Source organism: Citrobacter werkmanii, from assembly GCF_008693645.1.
Lineage (GTDB): Bacteria > Pseudomonadota > Gammaproteobacteria > Enterobacterales > Enterobacteriaceae > Citrobacter > Citrobacter werkmanii.
Map to the genome: position 1 here is coordinate 1,294,526 of NZ_CP044101.1, position 25,123 is coordinate 1,319,648.

23 protein-coding genes and 1 tRNA gene are annotated in these 25,123 nt (G+C 45.1%); 13 read left to right on the forward strand and 11 right to left on the reverse strand.

The features are described 5' to 3' along the window. Window positions 1-233: 233 nt before the first annotated feature. The 10 genes from ecpA (at window position 234) to FOB24_RS06875 (ending at window position 10,385) form a co-directional block, all read left to right on the forward strand. On the forward strand, window positions 234-815 hold the full coding sequence (gene ecpA / locus FOB24_RS06830) for a common pilus major fimbrillin subunit EcpA (RefSeq protein WP_038637704.1): 582 nt from the start codon (window positions 234-236) through the stop codon (window positions 813-815). 53 nt (window positions 816-868) lie between these two features. Continuing rightward, on the forward strand, window positions 869-1,546 hold the full coding sequence (locus FOB24_RS06835; RefSeq protein WP_038637707.1) for an EcpB family pilus assembly chaperone: 678 nt from the start codon (window positions 869-871) through the stop codon (window positions 1,544-1,546). 57 nt (window positions 1,547-1,603) lie between these two features. After that, window positions 1,604-4,096, forward strand: a complete 2,493-nt coding sequence (locus FOB24_RS06840) for a TcfC E-set like domain-containing protein (protein WP_150344696.1) — start codon at window positions 1,604-1,606, stop codon at window positions 4,094-4,096. A gap of 4 nt (window positions 4,097-4,100) precedes the next feature. Next, window positions 4,101-5,717 (forward strand): fimbrial protein, encoded by a 1,617-nt coding sequence (locus tag FOB24_RS06845; RefSeq protein ID WP_150344697.1) that lies wholly within the window; start codon window positions 4,101-4,103, stop codon window positions 5,715-5,717. Beyond that, a complete protein-coding gene (locus FOB24_RS06850) occupies window positions 5,714-6,412 on the forward strand; it encodes a fimbrial biogenesis chaperone (protein WP_038637713.1) in 699 nt (232 codons plus the stop codon). The genes FOB24_RS06845 and FOB24_RS06850 overlap by 4 nt, the downstream gene beginning before the upstream one ends. A 141-nt stretch (window positions 6,413-6,553) precedes the next feature. After that, window positions 6,554-7,291 (forward strand): winged helix-turn-helix domain-containing protein, encoded by a 738-nt coding sequence (locus FOB24_RS06855; RefSeq protein WP_150344698.1) that lies wholly within the window; start codon window positions 6,554-6,556, stop codon window positions 7,289-7,291. After that, complete coding sequence (locus tag FOB24_RS06860) at window positions 7,266-7,736, forward strand: hypothetical protein (protein ID WP_038637718.1); 471 nt, start codon at window positions 7,266-7,268, stop codon at window positions 7,734-7,736. The genes FOB24_RS06855 and FOB24_RS06860 overlap by 26 nt, the downstream gene beginning before the upstream one ends. Window positions 7,737-8,078: 342 nt before the next feature. Then, window positions 8,079-9,527 (forward strand): EAL domain-containing protein, encoded by a 1,449-nt coding sequence (locus tag FOB24_RS06865; RefSeq protein WP_150344699.1) that lies wholly within the window; start codon window positions 8,079-8,081, stop codon window positions 9,525-9,527. A 114-nt stretch (window positions 9,528-9,641) separates the two neighbouring features. Beyond that, the gene (locus tag FOB24_RS06870) at window positions 9,642-10,106 is read left to right on the forward strand and encodes a methyltransferase family protein (RefSeq protein WP_150344700.1); all 465 of its coding nucleotides are present in this window, start codon (window positions 9,642-9,644) and stop codon (window positions 10,104-10,106) included. A 203-nt stretch (window positions 10,107-10,309) separates the two neighbouring features. Then, window positions 10,310-10,385, forward strand: a tRNA-Thr gene (locus tag FOB24_RS06875). Window positions 10,386-10,541: 156 nt separating this feature from the next. On the opposite strand, the gene FOB24_RS06880 is transcribed toward FOB24_RS06875, so the two are convergent. The 8 genes from FOB24_RS06880 to FOB24_RS06915 all read right to left on the reverse strand — a co-directional run bounded on the left by FOB24_RS06880 (window position 10,542) and on the right by FOB24_RS06915 (window position 17,629). Then, window positions 10,542-10,934: a VOC family protein gene (locus tag FOB24_RS06880; protein ID WP_110498689.1), complete on the reverse strand. Its 393-nt coding sequence runs from the start codon at window positions 10,932-10,934 to the stop codon at window positions 10,542-10,544. Window positions 10,935-10,965: 31 nt separating this feature from the next. Further along, entirely contained in the window at window positions 10,966-11,178 is a 213-nt protein-coding gene (locus FOB24_RS06885) for a zinc ribbon domain-containing protein (protein ID WP_230592292.1), read from the reverse strand. Window positions 11,179-11,518: 340 nt separating this feature from the next. Continuing rightward, window positions 11,519-12,691 (reverse strand): MalY/PatB family protein, encoded by a 1,173-nt coding sequence (locus FOB24_RS06890; protein WP_150344701.1) that lies wholly within the window; start codon window positions 12,689-12,691, stop codon window positions 11,519-11,521. Window positions 12,692-12,703: 12 nt separating this feature from the next. After that, window positions 12,704-14,155 carry a Na+/H+ antiporter NhaC gene (nhaC, locus tag FOB24_RS06895; RefSeq protein WP_150344702.1) on the reverse strand — a complete coding sequence of 484 codons (1,452 nt, stop codon included), beginning with the start codon at window positions 14,153-14,155 and terminating at the stop codon, window positions 12,704-12,706. Between the two features lie 140 nt (window positions 14,156-14,295). Continuing rightward, window positions 14,296-15,306, reverse strand: coding sequence for a LacI family DNA-binding transcriptional regulator (locus tag FOB24_RS06900; RefSeq protein ID WP_038637887.1), 1,011 nt, complete (start codon window positions 15,304-15,306; stop codon window positions 14,296-14,298). A gap of 101 nt (window positions 15,307-15,407) precedes the next feature. Then, window positions 15,408-16,019 carry a LysE family translocator gene (locus FOB24_RS06905; RefSeq protein WP_150344703.1) on the reverse strand — a complete coding sequence of 204 codons (612 nt, stop codon included), beginning with the start codon at window positions 16,017-16,019 and terminating at the stop codon, window positions 15,408-15,410. Between the two features lie 236 nt (window positions 16,020-16,255). Beyond that, complete coding sequence (locus tag FOB24_RS06910; protein WP_150344704.1) at window positions 16,256-17,062, reverse strand: AraC family transcriptional regulator; 807 nt, start codon at window positions 17,060-17,062, stop codon at window positions 16,256-16,258. A 117-nt stretch (window positions 17,063-17,179) separates the two neighbouring features. Then, window positions 17,180-17,629 (reverse strand): GNAT family N-acetyltransferase, encoded by a 450-nt coding sequence (locus FOB24_RS06915; RefSeq protein WP_038637894.1) that lies wholly within the window; start codon window positions 17,627-17,629, stop codon window positions 17,180-17,182. 126 nt (window positions 17,630-17,755) lie between these two features. On the opposite strand from FOB24_RS06915, the gene pdxR reads away from it, so the two are divergent. Next, a complete protein-coding gene (gene pdxR, locus FOB24_RS06920; protein ID WP_137351123.1) occupies window positions 17,756-19,225 on the forward strand; it encodes a MocR-like pyridoxine biosynthesis transcription factor PdxR in 1,470 nt (489 codons plus the stop codon). A gap of 364 nt (window positions 19,226-19,589) precedes the next feature. Here the strand turns inward: pdxR and FOB24_RS06930 are convergent, their stop codons facing one another. From FOB24_RS06930 to FOB24_RS06940, 3 genes are read right to left on the reverse strand one after another with little or no spacing between them, the layout of a single operon-like run. Further along, window positions 19,590-20,414: a LuxR C-terminal-related transcriptional regulator gene (locus tag FOB24_RS06930; RefSeq protein ID WP_150344705.1), complete on the reverse strand. Its 825-nt coding sequence runs from the start codon at window positions 20,412-20,414 to the stop codon at window positions 19,590-19,592. Further along, the gene (locus FOB24_RS06935) at window positions 20,407-20,874 is read right to left on the reverse strand and encodes a CaiF/GrlA family transcriptional regulator (RefSeq protein ID WP_087856453.1); all 468 of its coding nucleotides are present in this window, start codon (window positions 20,872-20,874) and stop codon (window positions 20,407-20,409) included. The genes FOB24_RS06930 and FOB24_RS06935 overlap by 8 nt, the downstream gene beginning before the upstream one ends. Window positions 20,875-20,931: 57 nt before the next feature. Then, window positions 20,932-21,390, reverse strand: a complete 459-nt coding sequence (locus FOB24_RS06940) for a hypothetical protein (RefSeq protein ID WP_223229535.1) — start codon at window positions 21,388-21,390, stop codon at window positions 20,932-20,934. A 597-nt stretch (window positions 21,391-21,987) separates the two neighbouring features. Between FOB24_RS06940 and FOB24_RS06945 the strand changes: the two genes are divergently transcribed. Then, window positions 21,988-22,578, forward strand: a complete 591-nt coding sequence (locus tag FOB24_RS06945; protein WP_150344706.1) for a fimbrial protein — start codon at window positions 21,988-21,990, stop codon at window positions 22,576-22,578. A gap of 70 nt (window positions 22,579-22,648) precedes the next feature. After that, a complete protein-coding gene (locus FOB24_RS06950) occupies window positions 22,649-25,117 on the forward strand; it encodes a fimbria/pilus outer membrane usher protein (protein ID WP_223229538.1) in 2,469 nt (822 codons plus the stop codon). Window positions 25,118-25,123 lie beyond the last annotated feature (6 nt).

Here is a 25,123-nt window from a genome sequence, read left to right on the forward strand (position 1 = left end):
TCTGAAATGCGGCTTATTTTGAGTAAATATATCTTGGGAAAGTTCCTGGAAGACTATTTGTGTAAGAAAATTCTTAGTCTTTTGTAATTTCTGCGTTTCAGGGTTTGTTGAGATGTTACTTAATTCAAATGATAATTTTTTTGCGCGGCAATTCTGGCTCGCAATTAATGGAACCGCTGGAGTGACTTAATAATAAGACTCGGTGGTGAGTTTGTTCTTAGGAGAAGATAAAAATGAAAAAACTATTATTAGTAACCTCTCTGGCTTCTGTATTTGTTGCGGCAAATGCAATGGCAGATGTTACTGCTTCTGCAACTGCCTCGTGGGATGCGACGGCAACAAAAGATACCACCAGCATGTTGGTTGTCACCCCGCTAAACTCTTTGACTTTCCAGTATGCTGAAGGACTGAATGCCTTCAACTCTCAGGACGGTGCTTTTGATGTGACTATTCAGGGCCAGGAGACGGCAACTGATTTTGAGCTGACTGCGCAGATCATTAGCAACACTCTGACCAACGCCAGTGGTGATGCATCTACCCTGAACGTAGGAGTGGCATGGAATGGCACCGCGCTGACTAAGTCTTCAGATACTGTCCTGGTCAACTCCAGCTCGACTTCTGGTCTTGAAAGCCTGATGGCTGATGGCGCTTATAACGGTGCTGCTCGTGTCAGCGATCAATCCAACTTCAAATTCACCATCACGTCAGCGACTTCTGATGGTACCCAGGCAGTAACGGATTACTCTGCCCTGCCAGACGGCTATTGGACTGGTGATGTAAAAGTACAGTTCAATGCAACCTGGACGACTACCTAAGTAATAAAAAATTCGGGAGAATTTTATCTCCCGAATTTATCAGGAATGGTGTCATGAAAAAATATTTACCGACAGCGATGTTGGTAGGGTTAGTAGTATCTTTTCCCGGATGGGCAATTAATGTTGGTGAAATTACATCGATAATGACTTCTGCTGAGAGTTCATTATCGAAAGAAATTACCAATACGACTGATGCGGCGCGTTATGTCAGTGTTTCGGTAAAACAATTGTCATCACCTTTAGCTGGCGGAGTCGAAATAAAGCCTGTTAATTCCGGAGAGTTACTTTCTACACCTGCCAACCTTATTCTTCCTGGTCAGGCGAAGGATGTATTTCGCTTTTTCTATAAAGGACCAGCAGATGATGTTGAGCGTTATTATCGTCTGCAATGGATTGATGAACCGGTTACCGAGAGCGCGGAAACCCGGGCCAATAAAATGGCGGTTGCAACAGCGTCGGCTGAAATTGGAACTATTTTGGTGGTTGCGCCGAGAAAGGAGCGTTTTGAATATAACCGAAATGGCGATGTTATTACCAATACTGGCAATGTTTCGTTTCGAGTGATCGCCTATGGCACGTGTAAAGAGAAGGCCCGCGATCGAGGACGAGGCTGTCGCGAACGTTATTACATTATGCCAGGTACGAAAATAAAATTACAGTTTACCGATATTAATAATAGCCGTTCACGGATCGGTATCTGGCACGGTAAGCAGTTTATTACAGTGAAGTGATGGTCGATTGCAGCCATCTGTACGGGATAAATAAAATACCGGAATGTAAGGATGCATATGACAACAAAAAACATTGTCGGCGGTAGCTTTTGCCTTTTTCTTGCGCTGACACCAGGATTTTCACATGCAGCCCCAGTAAAAGTGGGTAATTACGTTATTCCCAGCGCTTTCGCCCGTTCACTGGAGCAGGGAATGACGGTACCGGTATATATTCGCTACAACGAGACTGACGAGAAAAGTCAGCAAAAAATTGCCGATGCGGTAATTTCGCTTGTTGATGGCAATATTACCGTTAAATCCCTGACGCTTACTGAATTACCTAATAATGCCGTGTTATCTGGAAAAACCCGCGCATTGGTGGAAAAAATTCGTGATGTGAAGTTTCACGATAATACCAATATCGAGCTATCGGCTAATGCACGCCTGCAGCTTAACGTCTCTTCATTTCATCTGGAGATGATTGTTAGTAAAGATGCGCTAACTGAAGCGATTGTCGCACGCAGCAGTCTGCTTGGGCCTTCCAGTGTGGAGACGCTCTCCAATGTCCTGAATTATAACTTTGGTACCTACTACAACGATTATCACAACGGCAGCAGTACTCGCAGCTATCTGACGGTAGACAATACAACATCGCTGCGTGAGCACCATATCAACATTAACGGTTCGTTTTACGGTATAGGCGACAGCAATGGCACCAGCAAACTCTATCGGGCGATGTATGAGCGCGATTATAACGGGTATCGACTGGCGCTTGGGATGCTTGACACCTGGAATGTCCAGTCTATTGCCAGCCTGAATGCGCTGAACGGCGGTAAAATTTACGGTGTGAGCTATGGAAATAAAGGAAGTACGGTTGTTGAAAATACCGCGCTTTCGCTCACGCCGATTACCGTATTTTTGCCAGCCGCTGGCGAGGTTCATGTCTTTCGTGACGGGCGATTGCTCAGCGTGCAGAACTTTAATATGGGCAGCTATGAAATTGATACCAGTCGTTTCCCGTATGGAGTTTATGACGTCACGGTAGATATCGTGGTCAATGGCCGGACAATTAATAGTCGTATCAGCAGGGTAAATAAAATCTTTGCCCGCCAACAAGCAGCCGGAATTGATCAGCTCTCGTGGCAATTTTTTGGCGGCTCACTGGATTATGATCGTGTGAGCTATAAGCGAAATCATTATCAGGATTTGGGCAGCGAACAGACATGGATTGCTGGCGGGGCCGCATCGGTAACGCTGGCGGTATTGTCGGGACTGGGCCTGAAATCCACGCTCTACGGTTTTGACAACAATGCGGTTAATGAAACGGATGTCACGCTCAATGTGAATGAATACGTAAGCATTGGCACTCAGACGCTGGTGGCGAACGATTCGTCATGGCGAAACATCAGTAACATTAATCTCAATGTGCCTGAGGGGTATGGCTCTCTCTGGGCATCGCGTGAAGACAGTAAAATTGGCGATCGTTTGCCCGTGCAGGAACGTGACAATTATTCCATTGGCGGCACGCTGAATATCGGAAAGTTTATTCCTCATGGCGGTTCGCTCACCGTTAGCCAGACGGAGAATCGCTATTCAGGCAATAAATACCGTAACCTGGACTACAGCACGACCCTTTATTCAGGCAGATATGCCTCGGTTGGACTGCGTGCAGGGATCCAGCGTTATTACTACAACAACCGAAATGACGATGGGCGACAGGAACGTTATGTCAGCCTGGATTTATCGTTGCCGTTGGCTTCCTGGTTGAGCATGGGGGTCTCCCGGGATCGCTATGGCAGCACCCAGGGGAATATCAGCGCGCGTAAGCAGTATACTGAAGGCCCCATTAAATCAGTCGGCCTGGCGGCGTCAACCCGTCTGAGTGGTGAACAATATTACGACAACAACTATTCGATAAACGGCAATTTGAGTTATGACACGAAATATAACGCCGGTACCGTATCGGTAACGCGTTCCGCGGATAACTCCACCAATATGAACTTCTCTTCTCAAGGCTCTCTGGCGTGGGCTGGGAAAGACTTCGGTCTGAGTAAAGAGAGGCAACGGTCAGGTGTCATCGTGAAAACAGATTTGACCGGTGAGGGTAAACTGGCGGCGAAGATTAACAATCGTAATTATCTTCTCAGCGGTAAATCAAATTTCATTGCACTGCCGCCCTATGCCCAGTACAAACTGGAAATCCTCAATGATAAAAACTCTGAGGACAGCTTCGATATTGTTTCAGGACGCAAGCAGGAACTGACGCTATATCCGGGTAACGTTGGTGTTATTAACCCTGAAGTGAAAAGCATGGTCACCGTGTTTGGGCGTATTCGTTACCCTGATGGGCAGTTAGCTGCAAATACCGATATTCATAACCACATCGGGAAAACACGTACCGATGAAAAGGGTGGGTTTGCTATCGATATTGATAAAAAATATCCGGTCATCACGCTAATTTCAGCCAATGGCAGCGTTTGTGAAGCCGATCTCGATCTGGAAAAAGCACGCGGCGCGGCGTGGGTGGGTGAGGTGAAATGCGCAACGCAAACCACTATGGCACAGAGGTAATAAAATGAAAGTATTAAATAAGTTGGCTATTTTTATCTGTGCTGTGGGAAGCTTTACGCCTTTGCCTGTTTTAGCTTTGAAGGCCTCCTCGTCCGGCTCAGTCAGCAATAATTATTTGTTTATTGAAAATGCTATCGATGGTGAATATTTTATTACCCCATCGGCACTTGATCCGCGCTTCAGCGGGTCAAATACGTGGATAAAATACGGTACCTCGCAGGTCAGTCTCGGATATTTAGGTTTTGTGGGCTGGACTGCACCCGGAAATTATTATCAGGATATGTGGATTGATAATTCCCCGATTAATGGGCCTTTCCGGGGAATACGTTGTTATAGTGGAACCCAGTGTCCATCGACCGGGTTTATTGCCGGGCAAGGAACTGACAATAACGGGTTTTATCATGCACAGGTGGGCTCTGTCGCAGGCGTTGTTGGCGGAGCCTACGGATTCGCCTCTCTGACGGATACTGCCTATGAGTATTTTCGCAATGTGTCTACCGGTAGCAGCGAAACCTACGTATTCAACCGCTGTTATACGTCTGTAAATTATGATTATTCTTCCGGACAGCGTTGCAAAGACCAGTCGACCGGATCATGGAATTACGTTAATTATACGTTGACCAAACGCGGGCATCTGTCGCTTGAATCCACTAATGCGTTTCAGGAACTTTGGGTTGCCAGCGACGGAACGCCGAGCATCACCAAAGACTCTGGTTATTGTGAGCTTGGCGTGGTGGGCGGCACAGACGGTGTGATTTGCAAGATGGTGAGTTATAACCTGCAACAAACGGCTAATCTGACCCCCTCTCTGACGTTTCGCGCTTATGTTGACACGGCGATGCTTGGTTTTACGCCCGGAGCGGCCACCGTGAGATACTCCGGGAATGGCTCAAACTGGTATAACTATGGTTCTTCAACAGCGTATTACAACGTTTTCACCACGTCCGGGGAGTATATTTATATTTTTCTGTCGAAAGTATTTCTGAAAAATCTCGTCGATTCAGGGATCAGTATTACTAACAGTCAGCCGTTTACTTTCGGTTTTTATAATGGCTTAACACCAGAGTCAGGGCACTACCAGTTTACCCCTTCGTTACAGCTCAATATTGTGCCGAAGGAGTATGGAATCAGTATTGTCTCTTCGGACAACACAGCTTCTGCGAGCGGCAGTGGCACGATTGGCGATACCGCTCCTATAGAAATGGATTACACCGTAACCGTCTCAGGCCCTCGTCAGGCCGATAGCATTACCGCCCAGGTTATCGGGGATAGTACAACGATCAATAGTGTGCCTTATTGCCTGTTTACCTCTACGCAAGGCGGGCTATCCGTCCCAATCCCCGCCTTTCTGCAGTACAACAGCCAGTCGGGGGGCGTAGTGCAGAAACGAAATAGCTGCAGTGAAGCACCAGTCAGCATGAGCGATGCGCAGTGGCAACAGACGCCCTGGGACGCCAATAACAATGACGATGGAAGCTATTATACGACTGATTTGAAGTTGCTTTTCCCCATGAATGATTCACGTTCGCTGTTAACCGTTTCCGGAGCAGACTGGGAAGGTGTCGTCAGCGCCAGCGGAGAGATAAAAGTGACGGCGAATTGGGTGGGCGTCACGCCATGAATCGCTACCATTTCGCACTTAGATGGGCATTTGTCTTTTTTTGTGGGCTGACTGCATGCTCTGCACAGGCTGTCTACCTGGAGTCGACCATCTATGAGATGCCATCGGATAAATCATTTATCAGTAAGCGAATCTATAACGATAGCCACAAACAGAATTTGTACAGTATTAGCGCCGTAAAAATTGATAAGCCGGGGCCGGGAGGTGAAAACAGAAGCGCCATTGCTGAAGGCGAACTTCTGTTTACACCGCTGAATTTCTCACTGGCACCGCAGGCGAGTGAGTTTTTTAAGATTTTCTACCGTGGACCGCAGGATGATAAGGAGCGTTATTATAGAATTCTGTTTCGTGAAATGCCGATCACGCTGTTTACCGAGCGTAATCAAGGAAAAGGGGGACAGGCTCTCCCGGTGATCGCTATGGACACCATACTGGTTGTTCGTCCGAGAAAAATAAATCTGACCTACACCATTGATGAGGCTAACGGAACGCTGAAAAACACCGGGAATACTTTTTTTAAAATCATCGTACACCAGGGGTGCAACTCAACCGATGATGAAGCCACCATGCGTTATGTGTTGCCGGGGGAAACCTGGCGTAGTAGCCAACTAAAAACACAAAACAGAAAATTTATAGTTGCCTTGCAGAAATACCTACCCGTGGGGCAGGGGTGCTTCAAACTCAATCGTGAGTAAGTATTGAATCTGATCGGATATGTCATGATGAGATATTGAATCTATACTGTATGTATCTTTATAAAATACAGTCATAAGCTCTGAGTAGATGAAATTTTGGCCATCCGAACTCAATATTACGATATTTAAGAGTCAGGTTGTATGAAAAGTATAATTAATGATCAGGTTGAGTACGATTCCACCAGGAAAAGCCTGAAACATGGCGATACTACAATAATTCTTTCGCCGTCTACAGCGAGACTACTTGATTTACTCATTACTCATAAAAATCAACAGCTCCACCGCGAATTTATCATTGAGGAAGTATGGGAAAAGCATGGCATGGTGCCATCCGGCCATAGTCTTAATAAAAGTATAAGTGTCTTACGAAAAGCATTTAGCGAGTTGGGGGCGGAGAACCCCATTGAAACATTGCCCAGACAGGGATTTTTGTTCCATGCTGCGGTCCGTGACGCATCGACATCCTCCAGTGAGGATCAAGACAGGCGCTTGGTACCTAAAACGGAAACGGCAGTTCCATCAAGAAAAGCGAAATACGTAAAAATTTTTGTTCTCATTTTATTAATCGCTTTAATCGCAAGCACTTTTTTTATCGTGAAGACTTTTAATACAGGTACCAGGAATTTTATCTACATCAGGACAGTAGGTGATTGTGAACTTTATACTGCAGATGACAATAATGCTGATAAAACGAAAGCATTCTTATCCTCTGATATGTGGCGAAAAGTAAATTCGGTTTGTCATAGCGGTAAGAAAACAATAGTTTTCTATGATGATAATAATTTATCAGCAAGCAATTCTCTTAAAGAGAACTTTCTTGGAGTTTGTTCGCTAGATAAACGAGGTGCTGCGCATGAATGCGAAAACTATATTTATTAGTGGGGTGATCCTCCTTGCAGCGATAACAGTATATTTTTACCTTCATCTGCAACCTGAGACGCTGACTTGTTCTGCCAAAAATTATCTGCATCTGGAAGCTCAAACTCAGGGGGTGAAAATTGAAGGTGAAGTCCTTCTTGTCTTCCGGATATCTTCCGCCACCGAAGGGCGAGTATCTCAGGTAGGAAGTCTCGTCATTCAGGGCAAACATTATGCCGTAGATCGTAATGTCGTCCTGAAATTTATTGGTAAAGATCACGATGGATACCGACAGACTCGCCGCGTGGCTATTGTTAAAAATAAAAATGATAATGTCCCTGATGAAATTACTGAGCTGCTTATGTCACGGCAGGATATTTTCTATTATAAGGTTGTCCGTATCGCCGGAAATGTTTATGGGATAAGAGATTTGCGACGTACGCTTATGGTTTGTCGGGCTGCTTAACAAAGTTGATATATTGTATTACAAATTTTTTTTAGTTACATATGTTGCTGTTTTGCTTTTTTATGGTTTTATGTTTCGTCTTGTTGTGAAAGTGAGTAAATTTATTTGTTCTGATTAGAAAATGGGAATTTTCCTTTTTCAATATTTTAAATGGCCTTACTATTTGACGGGGATATTCATATGGACAGTTGTAATCATAAATTCCTAACCTGTGTAATATGACTTATGGAAAAAGTTAACTCACGCACCGCCTTATAATTATTGGAGGTCGAAGGTGTTGTATATGCTCTCGTGCATAAAACGAGGGACCTGCTATGCCATAAATTAAAGTTGGTGATAATTATGAATGTGAAAAAGGCTTTTCTTCTCAGTTATGATATTTTCCTTTTCTCAGGGTTAAAAGCGTCTTTGCCAAATTTAGTACTGGTTGATGCGCGCACATATATTTCTGGAGCGCAACCCGTCATACCACAATATCCATCCTGTGTGTTGGTTATTGATAATCGACTGCCATTATTCCTGGTCAGGAAGTGGCTCCAGAGAAATAGTGCACAGTTCATTAATATGAGCTGTATTGTTCTTCGGATGAGTGAAAACCAGGCTGTTAATCGAGGGTATGAAGAGTTTGTTTTTATTAATGGATGGGAATTATCAGAGAAGGTGATCTCTCAGTTAAAAGATTATTTATTGGCACCTGGTGAGATAGCCGAAATTAACAGAGGTTCACCACTATTTACTTTTTATTTAACCGAGTTTGAGGAAGAAATGTTGTATGCTTCTTTCACTAAAGAAAGATTGCACGATTTTTGTATTGCCAACTCGCTGACAATTAAGTCAGTATATCGATATCGGGAAAAAATTACCACTCGGCTCGGATTTTCTCATTTCAATGAAACAATCATTTTTTTAACCAGGAATAATTTCTTGCGTGAAGACAGTTCACCGCTAAGAAATACAGCGGAGAATATGATTTACGATGAGGTGTATGATGTTTCAGATACTAGTCGACTGAGCATGGCAATAAGGAATGAAGAAATCATTCCTTATTTTCAACCCATAGTAAATACCAGTGGTGATGTTTGCGGCGTTGAGGTTTTGGCTCGTTGGCCACAGGGGCATAACTACGCTATTTCTCAGCGTGAGTTTATTCCATTGGCAGAAAAAAGTGGGTTGATTAATGAGTTGACCAGCTATTTAATGACCGTCGTTGCGCGTGATTTCGTCGGCGGAGGTTTAGGGATCAACAACACTTTATTTGTCTCATTTAATGTCAGCCCATCAGGTTTAAGTAACCCTGTCTTTTATTGGGAATGCCTTAACTTTATGGAAATGACGCAAAAATTACCCATAAAACTGATGATAGAAATAACTGAAAATCAGACGCTTACAATCACTCCAGCAATCAAAGAGCTTATTCGTTCATTACGAAACAGAGGCGTTCTGTTTGCTTTAGATGATTTTGGGACCGGTTACGCTAACCTCTGTTATCTCAATGAGTTAGACCTGGATGTAATCAAGATTGATAAAACATTCATTAAGGCTATTAAAGAGGTTGAGCAACATATTCCTATGCTTGAGTCAATTATTCATCTTTCCGGGCTTTTAGGGCTACGCGTAGTGGCGGAGGGCGTTGAACATGACTTTCAACAGCAATGGCTGGAAAAACAGAGAGTTGATTACCTGCAAGGCTATCAATTTTTACCGCCAGTGACATTTAGTGATTTTATCCGGTATTACGAGCACTCTGTTAGTTTGTATGAACCTGTATCTGGTTCAACTTTCTCAACCTAGATCTCAAGAAGGTTTGCTGTTCTGAGCGATGCATCGTTTGTTTGTTTATCCTAAAAGGGTTATTCATAACTGTATTAATGTTCAATACAAAAGTTTTGAGGTTAGCCCTTCGCCATGCGTACATTTCTGACAAAAGTAAGAGTATGGTTTCCGCCACCGCTCATCTTAGTATTATTTCTTGTCATGGATGCGTTGACGGCGACCCCGCGTTTTACGTTCGGTGCTGTGAATATCGTCGTAAGCCTATTGCTGGCCTGCGTTAGTCTGGCGGTAGCACTGCATACTGTGTGGCAGATGAGGATGAAACGCACGACGCTGAACCCGCTTCATACGGAAAGAACGACCACGCTTGTTACCGAAGGTTGTTACGCCTGGAGCCGCAACCCTATTTACCTTGGAATGAGCGGACTCCAGTTGGCCTTCGCTTTCTACGTCGGCAGCCTCGCCGGGATACTGGCTGTACCATTATTTATGCTGGTGATAGCCAGATTGCATATCGATTTTGAAGAAGAACAGCTGCGAAAACATTTCGGGCCGGAATGGGAACGCTATGAGCAACGGGTTCGTCGTTGGTTATAGAATTGTCTGATGCAATAACGCGCTATCGCGAACACGGAAAGCGCTGAGCGCGTTCCGCCGTAGCTGGTGATGACACGATTCGTGCGTAATTGAATCCGGGTGATGCAAAAATAGGCGTTTGATTCACAAGGCCATTGACGCATCGCCCGGTTAGTTTTAACCTTCTACCCCGTGTTCACATTTGTGGACATGTCCTTTTCAGGGCCGATATAGCTCAGTTGGTAGAGCAGCGCATTCGTAATGCGAAGGTCGGAGGTTCGACTCCTCTTATCGGCACCATTTCAAGCCAGGACGTCCTCCGGCCTTTAAGAAAACCACGTTTCTCCTCTCGCGCCGCACGCATACTTTTCGACTCGGGGTAAAGATTTGAACTGCTTTTGGGTTCTATGCCTGTCGAGTTCACACCGATAGCAGAATTGCCGGATAAAGACTCCTTCAGGCTACATTCGCGTAATAGATAAACGCGAGCTTGTTACCGTCCGGATCGCGTACGTAGGCGCTGTAAAATCCCTGACCATACTGCGGCCTGTGACCCGGCGCGCCTTCATCTGTGCCGCCCAGGCTGAGCGCGAGGGTGTGCAACTGCTCAATATGCTCGACGGAACGTGCATTCAGCGCCACCATCGTGCCATTACCAACGCTGGCAGGTTGTCGATCGAAGGGGCTGCCGATGCACAGTCCAACGGTGTGGTTGCCGTTGAATGTTCCCCACGACGCCCCTTCTTCATTACGCCCGGCCTGCGGTTGCCCAAGCAGCTCCATTAGCGGATCGTAAAACTGAATGGCGCGTGGGAGATTGTTGGTACCTAACATAATGTAAGAAAACATACTGTCCCTCATATTCATGATGCCAGAAGGCTCAGTGGTTATCCGCCTTATGCGCCCAGGCGGGCATCGCTGTAAGATAACGCTTAGCACGTATACGCGCCTCTTCCGGGCCGACCTTTTGCCATGAGTCGAGAAACGCCGCCAGACCTGCAACGGCTTCATCCCAGGATTTCAAATTACCGTCGGCATCACTACACCAGGTGCAATATTGATTGCTGGCAACGTTGGCATCACTACCGGAGATTGGCATTCCGCAGGCCTGGCAAAACCGTTCATGCTCTGTCATACAACGTTCCTTTTGTTAGAGGGGTGGTTAATAAATATACACCCAATGACGAGAGAACTTAGGGGGCTAGATCAATTGTTGAGCGCTCGCGACAACCCGCAGGGGGGCGCTGACCGCACTGCCGGATATCGAAACGCTGAATGCTTTTATTACGCAATGTCATCTACCGGACGACGAAATAAAAGACCTTTAAGCATGATAACGGCGAGCTAAATAATTTTAGCTCTCTATGATTTTTGTGAATGTCCCCGCATCCTCATCGGATGGCGGGGATTTTTACTTTATTTTTGCAGGAAGATTAAACTGTAATACGCTTCAACCCCACTATCGCTTTTTCGAGGTAGGCGCGTGGACATCCCATGTTCAGGCGAATAAAACCTTTGCCAGCCGAACCAAAGCTATTTCCCATGGAAGGCGCAATACCGGCAACATCAAGCATAACCCCTTTGAGTTGCTCATCATCCAGTCCAAGCGCTTTGCAATCGATCCACAGCAGATACGTACCCTGGGAGGGAACAACCCGAGCCCACGGGAGATATTCATTAATCTGTTGAATAAACCAGCGTCGATTTTCAGCCAGATAACCAAGTAACTCGTCTAACCAGGGCGCGCCATGCTGCCATGCTGCCGTACTTGCCTCGACGGATAGCGCATTGAACACATCCAGCCCATGCGCATCCAGACGGCGTAAAAAGTGTTCACGCAATGCCGGTGCCGGTATCAGAAAATTAGCAATGCGTAGTGTCGACAAACCAAACGTTTTACTGGCGGAGGTGGCAGAGATAACGCGCGAATGCCAGCGCGCTCCCAGATGCAGAACTGAAGTAAATTTTTCACCTGGCAGTAATAAATCAGCCCATATTTCATCAGACAGCAGCGTAACATTATAGGTCTCACATAAGGTGAGTAGCTGTTCCAGCTCCTGCGCAGACCAACAACGGCCAGTTGGGTTATGCGGATTACATAAAATCATCAACGGTGGGCGTTCAGTCCGGAATAACATTTCCAGGTGCACAAAATCCATTTGATAACCCGTAACCGGATCCTCAGATAATGGGTTTTCCAGGAGCTGCCTGCCGTTCAGAGTGATAATTTTGGCGAATGACCCGTAGTACGGCCCCTGAACGACCACGCCTTCACCGGGTTGACTCAGCATTTGCACCAGTAGAGATAACCCCGGAACGACGCCTTCAATGCTGCAGACCCATTCCTGCTTTATTTCCAGTTGATGGCGGGTGGAGAACCATGAGTTTAATGAATCAAAGTAACTTTGTGGGCGTTCGCTGTAACCAAAAATGCCGTGCCCGACGCGGAGTGTTAAAGCCTCCTGAACGGCAGGGGGGCAAGCAAAGTCAAAGTCAGAAACCCACATTGGCAACAGTTCATGTGTATCTTCGCCGAAATATCGCGTCATAAAGTCCCATTTCAGCGAACCGGTGTTGTGGCGATCGATAACCTTATTAAAATCCATTACATGCTCTCCCTATTCTGTTGCCGTAATTTTTTTAGCTGTACCTGCCGCTGATGGCGCTTTTGCGATACCGATTCCTGTAAAACCATAAATCAAGGCGAAGAAGATTGCGGCATAGCACTGAATCGCCCATGGCAGTAAATCCAGCGTGCTCACGCCTAATGTCGTTGCCATATAGACTCCGGCAGAGGTCCATGGCAATAGCGGTTCAATAACTGTGCCCGCATCTTCAATAGTGCGGGATAGATTTTTAGTATCCAGTCCCATACGACGGTAAGCGTCTTTAAATAATTCAGCTGGAACCAGAAGCGCGAGTTTGCCGTCGCTTGTCGCACCGGTCACCAGAATGGTGGTTACAATGGTCGCCGCAATTAGCTGACCGACACTGTGAATGACGGTCAACAGGCGGTTAATAAGAATGTTGAGCGCCCCCGTTAACGTTAAAGCCCCGGCAAAAGAGAATGCGCAAAATACCAGAAGGATAGTGCTCATCATTGAGAACATTCCACCACGGTTAAGCAGGCGTGGTACATCCGCAATAATGCCCTCGCTCCCTTGCGGGAACATCGTAATATTAAAGCCATCGATAAAGGCATCCAGTCCTTGCTTGATGCTAAGTCCCTGCATCACAACGCCCAGAATCAGGGCTAATACGCACGCGCTCAGCATTAAAGGAATGACCGGTTTTTTACGAATCGCCCCCCATAAAACGATTACTGGCGGCAAAATCAGAATGATATTGAAGTGGTACAGCGACTCCAGTGCGTTGACAATATCGGTCACCCGTTGTGGCGTGGCGACCTCGCCCAGCATATTGCTGTGGCCCGCAATTAAATAAACCACGGCTGCAAGCAGAAAGCTGGGAATTGTGGTCCACAATAAGTGCTGAATATGCTCGAAAAGGGTAGTATCTGCGACAATGGCCGCAAAGTTAGTTGAGTCTGACAGCGGCGATATCTTGTCGCCGAAGTAAGCACCTGAAACAACGGCTCCCGCAGCCGCTGCCATCGAGACATCCAGTCCGGCGGCAACCCCCATCAATGCTACGCCCACCGTTCCGGCTGAACCCCAGGAGGTTCCGGTACATACCGATACGACGCTGGTCAAAAAGAAGGCGGCGATGAGAATGTATTCGGGGCTGATGAGTTTAAGTCCCCAGTACACCATATAAGGGATGGTGCCGCTAAACATCCATGTTCCAATCAGGCCGCCAACGCAGATAAGAATCATAATAACCGGCATTGCTTTGGCGAGTTTATCGACCACCGAATTAATGATGTCTTCCCAGCAATACCCTTGCCACCAGGCCATCCCTGCGGCGACAGCGGCAGAGCACAGTAACAAAGGTTCAATGCGTAACCCCATAATGCCGTAGCCAATAATTAATAGCAGAAGCATGGCTAAAATAGGGATCGTTGCCAGTCCAAATGAGAGCGTTTTTTTCTGATTTTGAGAGGCATTCATTCATGAATCTCCAGTCTGTAAGGTCGTTCAAGAGTAGAGAACACCCTTAGGCCTGACTGTGATCGTTCATTGGCCCTCATGTAAGCGATTACATGAGAACGTTAAACTTGAAGTCGATCACAATTCAGGGGCTTGACGATTTACGCATTGATGACGGGGGGAAGAACAGAATCGCGGATCACCAGATCCGCAGTGAAGCTATTCACACTGGGACGCTGGGTTGCGCCCTTAAAAAGCTGTATCGCCAGGTGCGAAGCACAGCGCGCCATCCGTTCAACGGGGTAATGCATTGTTGTCAGCGCGGGATAGAGATAGCGCGCCATCACCACATCATCGAACCCAACGATTGAAAGCTGCTGTGGCAGTGTAATTCCTTGTTGATGAAGGATGCGCATAATCCCGGCGGCCATCACATCATTAAATGTCACCGCTGCGGTGAAAGGGATGCCGCAATTTAGCAACTGATGCGCAGCGCGTTCGCCCCCCTCTTCATTGAAGGGGACGCTAATAACCCAGTTTTTATCTGGCGTAATGCCATATTCGGCCAGCGCCAACTGATAGCCCTCCAGCCGCTCACGACGATCGATAATCGGTAAATCACTTGTCACGCAGGCAATACAACGGTGTCCTTGTTCCAGTAGATGTAGCGTGGCTGTTTTAGCTGCTTGACTATTTTCCAGCCATACGCAGCGATTGGCCATCCCGGCAATATAGCGATTCACGACGACCATGGCCGGGAAATGCGCGGCATATCGCAACAGTTCTTTTTCGGAGAGCCTACTGGCATGGACCACAATAGCTTCACAGCCCTGGTTGATCAGGAAATCGAGCCCGGATTTTTCCATTCCTTCATCGTGGCCACCGCTGCATACCATCAGCCGAAATTGCTGCTGGCGTGATACTTCTTCCACGCCTCGGGCAAGTCTGGCAAAAAAAGGATCGGCAAGATTGCCGGTCAATAACCCGAGCATGTCCCCGCTGCGTTTCGCTAATGCAATTGCGGCGGCATTGCGATGATAGTTCAGCTCGCGCATAGCTTTTTCAACACGCTCACGCGTCACCGGTTCAACCCATGCAGTTTGATTAATAACGCGTGAAACGGTTGCGGTGGATACTCTTGCTAACTCTGCAACATCCTTTATCGTTGCCATACCGGCTCTTTACCTTATTGATGCTTGAGAATTTGCTTATCACTGGTTTTTATTTGGAAAATTAACTATTGGCTTTTATTTATCATGAGTTCATCTGACGTCTAGATTTGCATCAATGCCAGTTTAACGGCAAGCCCGGCAAACGCAACAGCAAAGAAACGCAATACCCAACGTTGCACAGCAGCATTAGCAACCACATGCTGGCGTATGCTGGCTGCACTAATTCCATATACGGTAAATACAAAGAAAGTCATAACCATAAAAATCAGGCTCATCTCCAGCATCTGAGAAACAGGTGAGATCTCACCTTTAATAACGAACTGCGGTAAGAATGCCAGGAAAAACATAGAGAGTTTAGGGTTGAGTAGATTGATAAGTATCGCCGAGGTTATAACTTGCCTTAAACTCTGTTTTTTAGTTTTACTAGCCATATTCAGATTTTTATTTTCATTAAGCGTTTTCCATGCCATATAAAGCAGATATGCTACGCCCAAATAATTAATTATCTGAAGGGCCATTTCACTGGTATGCAGTATTGCAGCCAGTCCTGTAATAACTGTTAATATGTGCGGAACAATACCCAGCGTGCAACCCAATGCAGCAATTATACTTACGCGAGCACCATCTGAAATGCCCGTGGCGACAGTATAGAGTACGCCAGTCCCTGGAGATGCCACGATAATGAGAGTGGTAAGGAGAAACTCAAGCGTCATAATGAATTTACCCCACAGACTTTTACTTCGGACTCGATGTAACGGGGCAACTGAGTCTGCGCAGTGAGGTTGGTACGGGGAATAATGCCATCCGCACGAATTATTCCAGTGTAGAGTGGTTCAACATGATTACGAATGAGGGGAGGGTAGAATAGTGACATTGGCAAATCTCTCTTCCAGAATGTTTCCAGCAGCATGCCGAGTGTCACGATTGGTGTATTGAATAAAATTGCAGCTTACTTTATCGCTGCAGCATAGGCGCCGGGCGTTATGCCATAAGTACGAACAAAAAGTCGCGTCATATGACTTTGATCTGCAAAACCGGCGGTATAGGAGGCATCAGTAAGAGACATTCCTCCAGCGATAAGCTGCCTCGCCTTTTGCAGTCTCCGCTGGATAAGATAAGCATGTGGAGTAAGCCCTGTGACTGTAGAAAAAGCGCGTAGTAGCTGAAACTGACTCACGCCTCCCAGAGCTGAAAGCTCATGGAGTGATAACGGTAATGAGGGGTCATCATCAATACGCTCCTTTGCCAGGATAATTGATTTTGGTACGCCTTTTTTCTCAATACGCGGGCTTGCGAGTAAGCCTGCCAGTAAAAAGAGCAGGGTTTCTTCCTGTTCAATTTCGCTGTGCCCGCCGCGGGAATCCGTCAGAATTCGAAAGAGTGTCGAGAAATGGGCCGCAGGCTCACGATTACGAAATACTGGGCTGGATAGCTCAACGCAGCCAGAGCGACTTTCCGTCAGAACTTGCATGGCGCCGGACAAAACGGTGGGGTCGAAATAGAGCATGCGCCACGACCTGCTTTCTGTTCCCAAAGGTGAGCCATCATGGACTTCACCAGGATTAACGGTGATCACATTCCCCACTACAGCTTCTACCCTACCGCGCCCGCTCATCGAAACCTGAGCTCCACGAACGATTAAGCCAATGCCGAACTGATCATGAGTATGACGCCCAAACCGGAAGGACGTATCGGCAGATACCGCATGGACACCTGCCATCCCACATCGAAGGGTTGTGAAACGTTCTTTCTTCATCGAATTAAGACCGGGGTGATGAGTTATCAGTACATCCTCTGAGTATATCTACTCAGAGGCTAATCTTTGATTTTTTTTAAACTGAATGATTAACGTCTGTGAAAAGTATTATTTCTCTCACATACGATATTCAATCATCCCACTCTTTTTGGCAACCCAGTCATACAGTCTTTGTCCACGCAGGTTGGTTTCATGCGTGTGCCAGTATAATCTTGACGCATGGTTTTTTTGGGCTTGCTTTTGCACATACTCGATCAGCTGTTTACCGATATGTTGACCGCGCACTTCTTCGCTAACAAATAGATCTTCGAGATAGCAATAGTTTGATTCTGCCCAGGTTGAACGGTGAAAAACATAATGCACCAGGCCCACAATTTTACCATCATATTTGGCAACTGCACAATAAACTGGTTCGTCTGGCGTCAGAAAGCGCTCCCATGTTAATTTCGTTACTTCATCTGAAATTTTAGTACGATAAAATGTTTGGTAGTTTATCCATAAAGGAAGCCAGCTGGAGTAATCTTCTTGTTCTGCAGCTGCAATAGTAATAGTATTTTTGCTATTCATATATTTCTCCTGATATTGTATAAGAATAATGTCTCAGGAGTATGATCCTAGGGGCTTTATAAATTCTGGTAAAGAGACACTTTTTACCTATTGATAGGATCCACTTTTAGCATAAAGGTTAATACAATGAAGAAAAATAATGCACCTTTATTTCAAGGATTTGTTTTAGGAAAAGGTGTCGTGAAGGAACAGGTTTATCATGCTCTTCGTGAACACATTCTTGCAGGCCGATTACCAACAGGAACAAAGATGCCTTCAACCCGGGCGTTGTCCGAGATGATGGCAATTTCACGAAATTCAGTGATTGCCGGTTATGACAGGCTATTAGATGAAGGGTATATTTTGACCCGGAAAGGGTCTGGAACCTATGTTGCGCACAATATTCCGGATCGGAGTATCAGCAATAGCTATCCAATGATAGCGTCGGGGGAAGTCGTCGCGCCTGATGAACAGGTAAATGGCCAAAATAATCCTGTGCGCGATTTATGGTCAAATGAGTATGAAGGGCGCGGCATGAACCGTCTATTTGCGGTTGGTGTTGGCTGTACGGATCTCTTCCCGCACGCACTATGGGGCAAATTACTGCAACGGGTATGGAGACAATCCCGACACCAATTGGGGTGCCACACTCATCCTTGCGGATACTTTCCTTTGAGAAAAGCGATTTGTCGTTACATCAAAACAACGCGTGGAGTGAACTGTAACGAAGAGCAGATAATCATCGTAAATGGTATCCAACAAGCATTGAACATTACCGCACGAGCGCTGCTGTCGACAGGCCATGAAGTTTGGCTGGATGAACCGGGTTACAAAGGCGCACGAGGGGCTTTTATGTCTGTTGGCGCAATGGTGAGGCCGGTACCGGTAGACAGCGAAGGAATGAACGTCCGCTATGGTATTGATCATTTCCCTGACGCTAAGCTGGTCTATGTTGTCCCGTCGGATCAATATCCATTAAGTGGAACATTGAGTTTATCCCGGCGTTTTGAGCTGTTGGAATGGGCGAAGTCAAACCAGGCATGGATATTTGAAGATGATTATAATAGCGAGTTCCGCTATGCCGATCGTTCTTTACAGGCATTGCAGGGATTAGATGACAATCAACGGGTTATTTATGCCGGTACATTTTCGAAAATGATGTATCCAGAATTCCGTTTAGGTTTTTTAGTTGTCCCGCCTGGTTTACAAGAACAGATTATGGTGACGAAATATTTTACAGATCTCGGCACCAGCTATCTTGAGCAGGCAATGATGGCGAGTTTTATTGAGGATGGGCATTATGCCAGTCATGTGCGTCGAATTCGCAAGGCGTGTTATGAAAGAAGAACTGCGCTGGTCAATGCTATTCAAGAATACCTTGCTGATAAAATGATTGTTCAGCCTTCTGACTCTGGCGTTCATATTGTGTGCTGGCTACAAAACGGATTGACCGGAAATGATGTCGAGGAAAAAGCCAGAGCACTGGGGATGGGAATACTATCACTGAGCCGTTATTACCAGCGAGATATCACCCGACAGGGGATTTTGATTGGTTTTGCAAATCACCCGGCAGAGGCACTTGTTGATGGGATACGTCGTCTGGCTCAGGTTATTTAAATAATAATTTGTTCAGAACGTCTTAATGTTGTTTGCCATGCAAAGTATGGTTATGAAGCGTACTGCGAAGCGAGCGATTTTCATGACTAGACATATCTGGCGGCATGGCCTTTTGAAACTTTTGACGCCTTCCTGGATGATGTAAAAAACATGCAAGAACAGACAGATCCGAGGCATTGATGGTGAGTACCTGACACCGCGACTGGCCTACGATATGTGGCTCAATGAGCGTAATTTCGATAGCCTGAGACGGCAGATTAAACGTCCTGGTGAGCTGATGGAAAGGAGCAGGTTTGAGGTCATTTAAAGGCGACTCCCCAATATAGCCTTCAGGGGAGTACCATTTCGACTGAAATGAGGGTTTTCACTGAAAATGCTCACCTATGTCAATCTCATGATCAAGCATCTGAATAAGAGATAGTAGATTTCGGCTATTTTCTTTTTTGGCGCGGTTAGCTGGAAGCTCCTTTTTTTGATTGCGTTTATCATCTGGTTTGTATTGTTGTAATATAGATTTCACAAAAACACCACGATAAACATCATAGCTACTTGTTCCCATTCCTAAATGATGAAATCCTTTGAGTTTATATAAACTTACTGTTTTTATATTAATGCTTAATATTTGCGCAATTTTTTTCACTGATAAACCACATGCCAGCAAGAGTAATACTCTTCTCGGTTGCTTTCCTATTCCATAATTTGAAAGTGTCTGGTAAATATAGCTATTGACATGATAAATTAAATCATCAGTATTTGATGGAATAGGGTGACGATATTTTTTAATAATATCAGAGCTATCAAGTTTTGAAATGATAAGGCTTGATAACATCGGGATGATTTGTTTTGGTGTTTTATGCATATATTCAATAAATTCAATATCTGTTGGGAAAAAGTAGAGTGGAACTACGCGATCGGCATAGTTAAATTTTTGACCGAAAAATAGTATTCGTCGTTGCTGTAGATGAGGAGATAATCTGGATAATAACAGAATACTCTCATGTGGAAGTATTCCAAGAATTACTGGTGCAGTGGTATACACCTCCAATAATTCTACGAGTGATTGTGGTGAGAAGCAGGTCTTAATCTGGGTATCGGGAAATACCTGGCTATACAACTCCTCGATTGCATAAGTTTCAGGCCATTGTAGTGCATATACGATCAGAAATTCGCTATAGCTAATATTATTCATCTTCTCCCCCCATTTTTGTATTCCGCATCATGACAAGGGTATGCCATATATCGTTGTTACCCGACATACCATTTCCAACTCGTGAACGATAAGATCCCATAATAGTTCTCCGGGGTTTTGCATTTGATGGGGGCGACTTTTTTATCTTGTTCTTCACTGATTCGATCATGACGCGTTCCACCCATATTTCATTACATGGATGGCGCATTCCTGGCTGTATCTGCTGTCGTGATCGAAAATGAATAGAGTTAGGGCGACTTATTATATATGATAACTGGAAAGAGGCCCTTCGTTTAGGCATCGCAAAAGCCTTAGCAATGTCGTTGCGATTCACCCATTTTTTTTGTTGCTGACACCATAGAGCAATAATTATGTATAGTGGTTGCTTTGAGTATTGTGAAACGCTGTCAGGTATAATTGCATTGTGATAGTTTATATTTCTGAGTGATTCGTTTTTCATGCTATTATCCTATTTAAGACAGCGAGAGTGTTTAAAACGTTATAATTTGTTAAGTTTTTATATTGACTGATTTTTGGGTAGGGTTATATTAATGGGGTTGGATGTAAACATTTGTTTTAAGTCAATGTCCAGGTTTTGTTCGCTATGTTCTGTTGTGTCTGTACTTATGCTATCAATTAAATGGCGAATAATAACGTACAAAACTGGCATGCAATAGATGTCACCTTTCATACCTTCTTTTACTATTATCCTGCCACTTGTTCTAAAGCAACTAAAAAGAAGTTGTCCATTAAATTGATTATTAATTAAATCAATAATCAATTTAATTTCAAATTTATTATTATCTGGAGAGAGTAATACTTCCATTAGCTTTAATAATCGATTTATTTTTCTGTCACCAATAATTTTTCTCCACTGATTGAATTTGCCAACATTCATATCGCTTAATTGCATTTTTGAACGATGTAATACTTCTGCCCAAAACGTTTCCAGCTGTTTCTGTTGGATATTATTCATCAGTACACCATGAACTGTGTGCATTAAAAATTAAAATGTTTTTTCCATAAATTGTCCTGATAACAGTGTGGATAATATTAAAAGCAAAAAATATCAATCGGTAAAAGCAAAAAATATCAATCGATAAGATAGGCAATATACATCAAAAAGATAGATACAGGCTCCAGTGATTCTTACAAATAATTTAGTCATAGAAATCCCGTCACAAAAGGCCTCTGCATGGGGGGGTTACTGTGTCTGTAGTTTTTTAGCCAAGGCTGTAATGGCTGGTTTCATCAGTAATAGAGATAGATAGTGTATTAAAGGAAATATGATGGTTTTTTCTATGCCATTGTTTTGTAACTGTATTTTGTTTGTTTTTTATTGATTTCTGACGTGATGCTTAGCACTTTACTCGTTATTGTCGATCGTAAAGATCGATTTTACTTGTTGTAAACATTATATAAAAAATGATTAGGCTTTTTAGCAATGCTAGGAAGTGACGGTTGGTTGATAGCCAGGTTTTTCACAAACTGAACTACGCTCCCCGTTGACCGATAAGCAGAACAGTATGTCGGGTTTTATCTGTCTAAATTGCCTAAATGAACGGACTGAAAAATGAATAAAGTAAACAAGTTAATCTTATCGGCCTGCGTTGCTGGCAGTATGGTAAATGGTGCATGGGCAGCGGCCCCAGTTGGTGCTGATTATGGACATGGTACCCTGCACTTTACGGGAAGCGTGATTAACTCTCCATGCAGTATTGCTCCGGGAGACGAGGATATAGACGTTCCATTAGGTCAGGTTGCCAACAAAGTTTTAGAAGCTGGTGCCGGTTATTCTCTCACACAGCCAATCACAATTCATCTGCAAAACTGTGATCTAACTGCACATGCGGGCGTAAGCAGCGGTACTGGTACCGTCGACTATCCTTCATTCTCTAAAGTCACCGTTCAGTTTGCAGGATCTGCAGATGCCAACAATGCCGAGTTGTATGCAAACACGGGTACCGCCCAGGGCGTAGGTATTCGTCTGATGGATACTATGGCGGGAAATGTTCCACTATCAGCGAATGCTACTTCGGCTGAGCATGGCCTGACATCTGGCGATAATTTACTGAAATTCGGTGCGCGTCTGGAAAAAAATGGTCAGGCTGTTGTAACGGGGACAGTTGCTGCTGATGTTACTTATGCATTGAATTACAAGTAATCTCTATCGATACAAAATCCAGACAAGACATTTATTCTAAATAATAGATATAAGATTATTGTATATGAGTATTAGACCTGCATATCTCGCATTGCTTCTGGCTATCTATTTTCCTGTGGTGAATGCACGGAGTGTTGAGTTTAATACTCATCTTTTAGATGCTGATAATAAGAAGAATGTCGATTTGTCAGCTTATTCTCAACAAGGTTATATTGCGCCTGGTGAATATATTTTAGATATTGTCCTTAATGGCCGAACGATTAAAGAGCAACAGATTGTTAATTTTTATTTAAATGATGATAAAAGTAACAGCTTTGCCTGTTTGACTCCGTCATTGATTGGACTGATAGCGTTCAAAAATGAAGTTAAAAATAATCTGTCCTTTTACCCTGGAACACAGTGTGTCAATCTTACTGCCTCCGACAGCAGTGTCGTTTATTCTCCTGATAACCAGACTCTATCTGTGACGGTGCCGCAGGCCTACCTTTTATATCAGGATGATGAATGGTCTCCGCCATCCCAGTGGGAGGACGGTGTCAACGGTTTTATTTTTGACTATAACCTGCTTGGCAACCGCTATATGCCACATCAAGGAGATGTAAGTAGCAATTACAGCTTATACGGTACGTCAGGATTGAATTTTGGCGCATGGCGCTTACGTTCTGATTACCAGTACACCACAACCAGGGGAAGTGGGGAAAATGAGTCATCACTGACTTTCCCGCAAACATACCTCTTTCGTCCTGTTCCTTCTCTCCAGGCCAGACTGGTGATGGGGCAAACATATCTGAACTCCGATATTTTTGATACGTTCCGTTTTAGCGGAGTGTCACTTACCAGCGATGAACGTATGCTGCCCCCGTCGTTACGTGGTTATGCGCCACAGATAACCGGAATAGCACAAACCCATGCCCAGGTCACCGTATCCCAGAATGGGCGTATTCTCTGGCAGTCTCAGGTACCAGCGGGTCCATTCGTTGTGCCTGGATTAAGTGAAACGGTCCGTGGAAATCTCGATGTTACCGTTCGGGAAGACAATGGGCAGGTACATACCTGGCAGGTGAATACAGCCAGCGTTCCGTTTCTTACCCGAAAAGGAAACGTTCAGTTTAAAACCGCGGCAGGTAAACCGCTGATCTACGCTGGCAGCAGCCACACCGTCGAGCCGCTTTTCTCAACCGGCGAGATGACGTGGGGAGCATTTAACAATACATCCCTTTATGGCGGCTTTATTGCCAGTGATGGTGATTATCGCGCACTGGCACTGGGGATCGGCGAAAATATGGGGGTATTTGGTGCCGCGTCATTTGATGTCACGCAGTCTGTAGCAAAGATACAAAACGAGCCTCAGCAAACGGGTTACAGCTATCGTTTTAATTACGCCAAAACCTTCGATAAAACGGGTAGTACAATCGCATTTGCCGGGTACCGTTTTTCTGAAAAAAGCTTTATGACGATGAGCCAGTATATAGACCGCTCGAATGGCTATGGCTCGTCACTGTCCGAAAAACAGAGCTATGTACTTACGTTTAACCAATCCATCAGCTCACTCGGGCTCAATGCTCTGTTCTCCGTGAGTCATCAGAATTACTGGAACAGTAATGTCAGTGAGAACTACACCGCTTCATTGAATAAGATCTTTAACCTTGGTCCTTTTCAGGGAGCAACCGCTTCACTTTCTTTGGGGCGAAATCGCACATTACGTAATGAACAGGATAATCAAATTTATCTTTCACTAACCTTGCCCTGGGATACACAACGGCAGGTCAGCTACAGCATCCAGCATGATAGCAATGGACGTTTGAATCAGACCGCAACCCTCTATAACCGGCCATCGAATAAAACCTCCTGGAGCCTGGGGGTCGGTCAACAGCATGATGAAGGGCAGCAGGACGGTACGTCACTGAACGGAAATATTCAAACAATGACGCCATACGGTCAGGGTAATGCGAACTTCAGTATGCTGAGCCAGCAGTATAAGAGCTTATCCCTGAACTGGTATGGCTCTTTCACGGCTACGCGTTATGGCGCTGCGCTTCATCAAAATATGGCGGGAAATGAGCCGCGGTTGATGATTGATACCGGAGATGTGGCGGGGGTGCCTGTTGATAATGATAACGGTACGACAAACCGCTTTGGTATTGCGGTGGTACCGGCTGGTTCAAGCTATGAACGCTCAGACATTGCTGTTGATATTACCGCCCTGCCTACAGATGTTAACGTGTCGGGTAATGTCATTAGTAAAGTGCTGACTGAAGGGGCCATCGGATATAAGAAGATTATGGCTACGAAAGGCGGTCAGTTGATTGGAACTATACGACTGGCTGATGGTTCGTTTCCACCGCTCGGTACACAGGTAAAAAACCAGAAAGGTAGGGTACTGGGCATTATCGGTGATCAGGGTTTTACCTACCTTTCTGGTATCAGCCATGAAGATCGCAATAATGTCAGCGTCGCCTGGTCACAGGGGCAGTGCAAATTACAGCTTCCTGAACATTCGGACCTGACATCGGGCGTATTGTTATTACCCTGCCATTAATGGAGA

Bases quoted from the DNA above. Each gene is read 5' to 3' on its own strand.
- FOB24_RS06865 (WP_150344699.1), top strand. From the start codon at position 8,079: ATGAATGTGAAAAAGGCTTTTCTTCTCAGTTATGATATTTTCCTTTTC.
- pdxR (WP_137351123.1), top strand. From the start codon at position 17,756: ATGAAGAAAAATAATGCACCTTTATTTCAAGGATTTGTTTTAGGAAAA.
- FOB24_RS06915 (WP_038637894.1), bottom strand. From the start codon at position 17,629: ATGAATAGCAAAAATACTATTACTATTGCAGCTGCAGAACAAGAAGAT.
- FOB24_RS06870 (WP_150344700.1), top strand. From the start codon at position 9,642: ATGCGTACATTTCTGACAAAAGTAAGAGTATGGTTTCCGCCACCGCTC.
- FOB24_RS06880 (WP_110498689.1), bottom strand. From the start codon at position 10,934: ATGTTTTCTTACATTATGTTAGGTACCAACAATCTCCCACGCGCCATT.
- FOB24_RS06930 (WP_150344705.1), bottom strand. From the start codon at position 20,414: ATGAATAATATTAGCTATAGCGAATTTCTGATCGTATATGCACTACAA.
- FOB24_RS06935 (WP_087856453.1), bottom strand. From the start codon at position 20,874: ATGAAAAACGAATCACTCAGAAATATAAACTATCACAATGCAATTATA.
- FOB24_RS06905 (WP_150344703.1), bottom strand. From the start codon at position 16,019: ATGACGCTTGAGTTTCTCCTTACCACTCTCATTATCGTGGCATCTCCA.
- FOB24_RS06860 (WP_038637718.1), top strand. From the start codon at position 7,266: ATGAATGCGAAAACTATATTTATTAGTGGGGTGATCCTCCTTGCAGCG.
- FOB24_RS06910 (WP_150344704.1), bottom strand. From the start codon at position 17,062: ATGAAGAAAGAACGTTTCACAACCCTTCGATGTGGGATGGCAGGTGTC.
- FOB24_RS06945 (WP_150344706.1), top strand. From the start codon at position 21,988: ATGAATAAAGTAAACAAGTTAATCTTATCGGCCTGCGTTGCTGGCAGT.
- FOB24_RS06940 (WP_223229535.1), bottom strand. From the start codon at position 21,390: ATGAATAATATCCAACAGAAACAGCTGGAAACGTTTTGGGCAGAAGTA.
- FOB24_RS06850 (WP_038637713.1), top strand. From the start codon at position 5,714: ATGAATCGCTACCATTTCGCACTTAGATGGGCATTTGTCTTTTTTTGT.
- FOB24_RS06900 (WP_038637887.1), bottom strand. From the start codon at position 15,306: ATGGCAACGATAAAGGATGTTGCAGAGTTAGCAAGAGTATCCACCGCA.
- FOB24_RS06845 (WP_150344697.1), top strand. From the start codon at position 4,101: ATGAAAGTATTAAATAAGTTGGCTATTTTTATCTGTGCTGTGGGAAGC.
- FOB24_RS06855 (WP_150344698.1), top strand. From the start codon at position 6,554: ATGAAAAGTATAATTAATGATCAGGTTGAGTACGATTCCACCAGGAAA.
- ecpA (WP_038637704.1), top strand. From the start codon at position 234: ATGAAAAAACTATTATTAGTAACCTCTCTGGCTTCTGTATTTGTTGCG.
- FOB24_RS06835 (WP_038637707.1), top strand. From the start codon at position 869: ATGAAAAAATATTTACCGACAGCGATGTTGGTAGGGTTAGTAGTATCT.
- nhaC (WP_150344702.1), bottom strand. From the start codon at position 14,155: ATGAATGCCTCTCAAAATCAGAAAAAAACGCTCTCATTTGGACTGGCA.
- FOB24_RS06890 (WP_150344701.1), bottom strand. From the start codon at position 12,691: ATGGATTTTAATAAGGTTATCGATCGCCACAACACCGGTTCGCTGAAA.
- FOB24_RS06840 (WP_150344696.1), top strand. From the start codon at position 1,604: ATGACAACAAAAAACATTGTCGGCGGTAGCTTTTGCCTTTTTCTTGCG.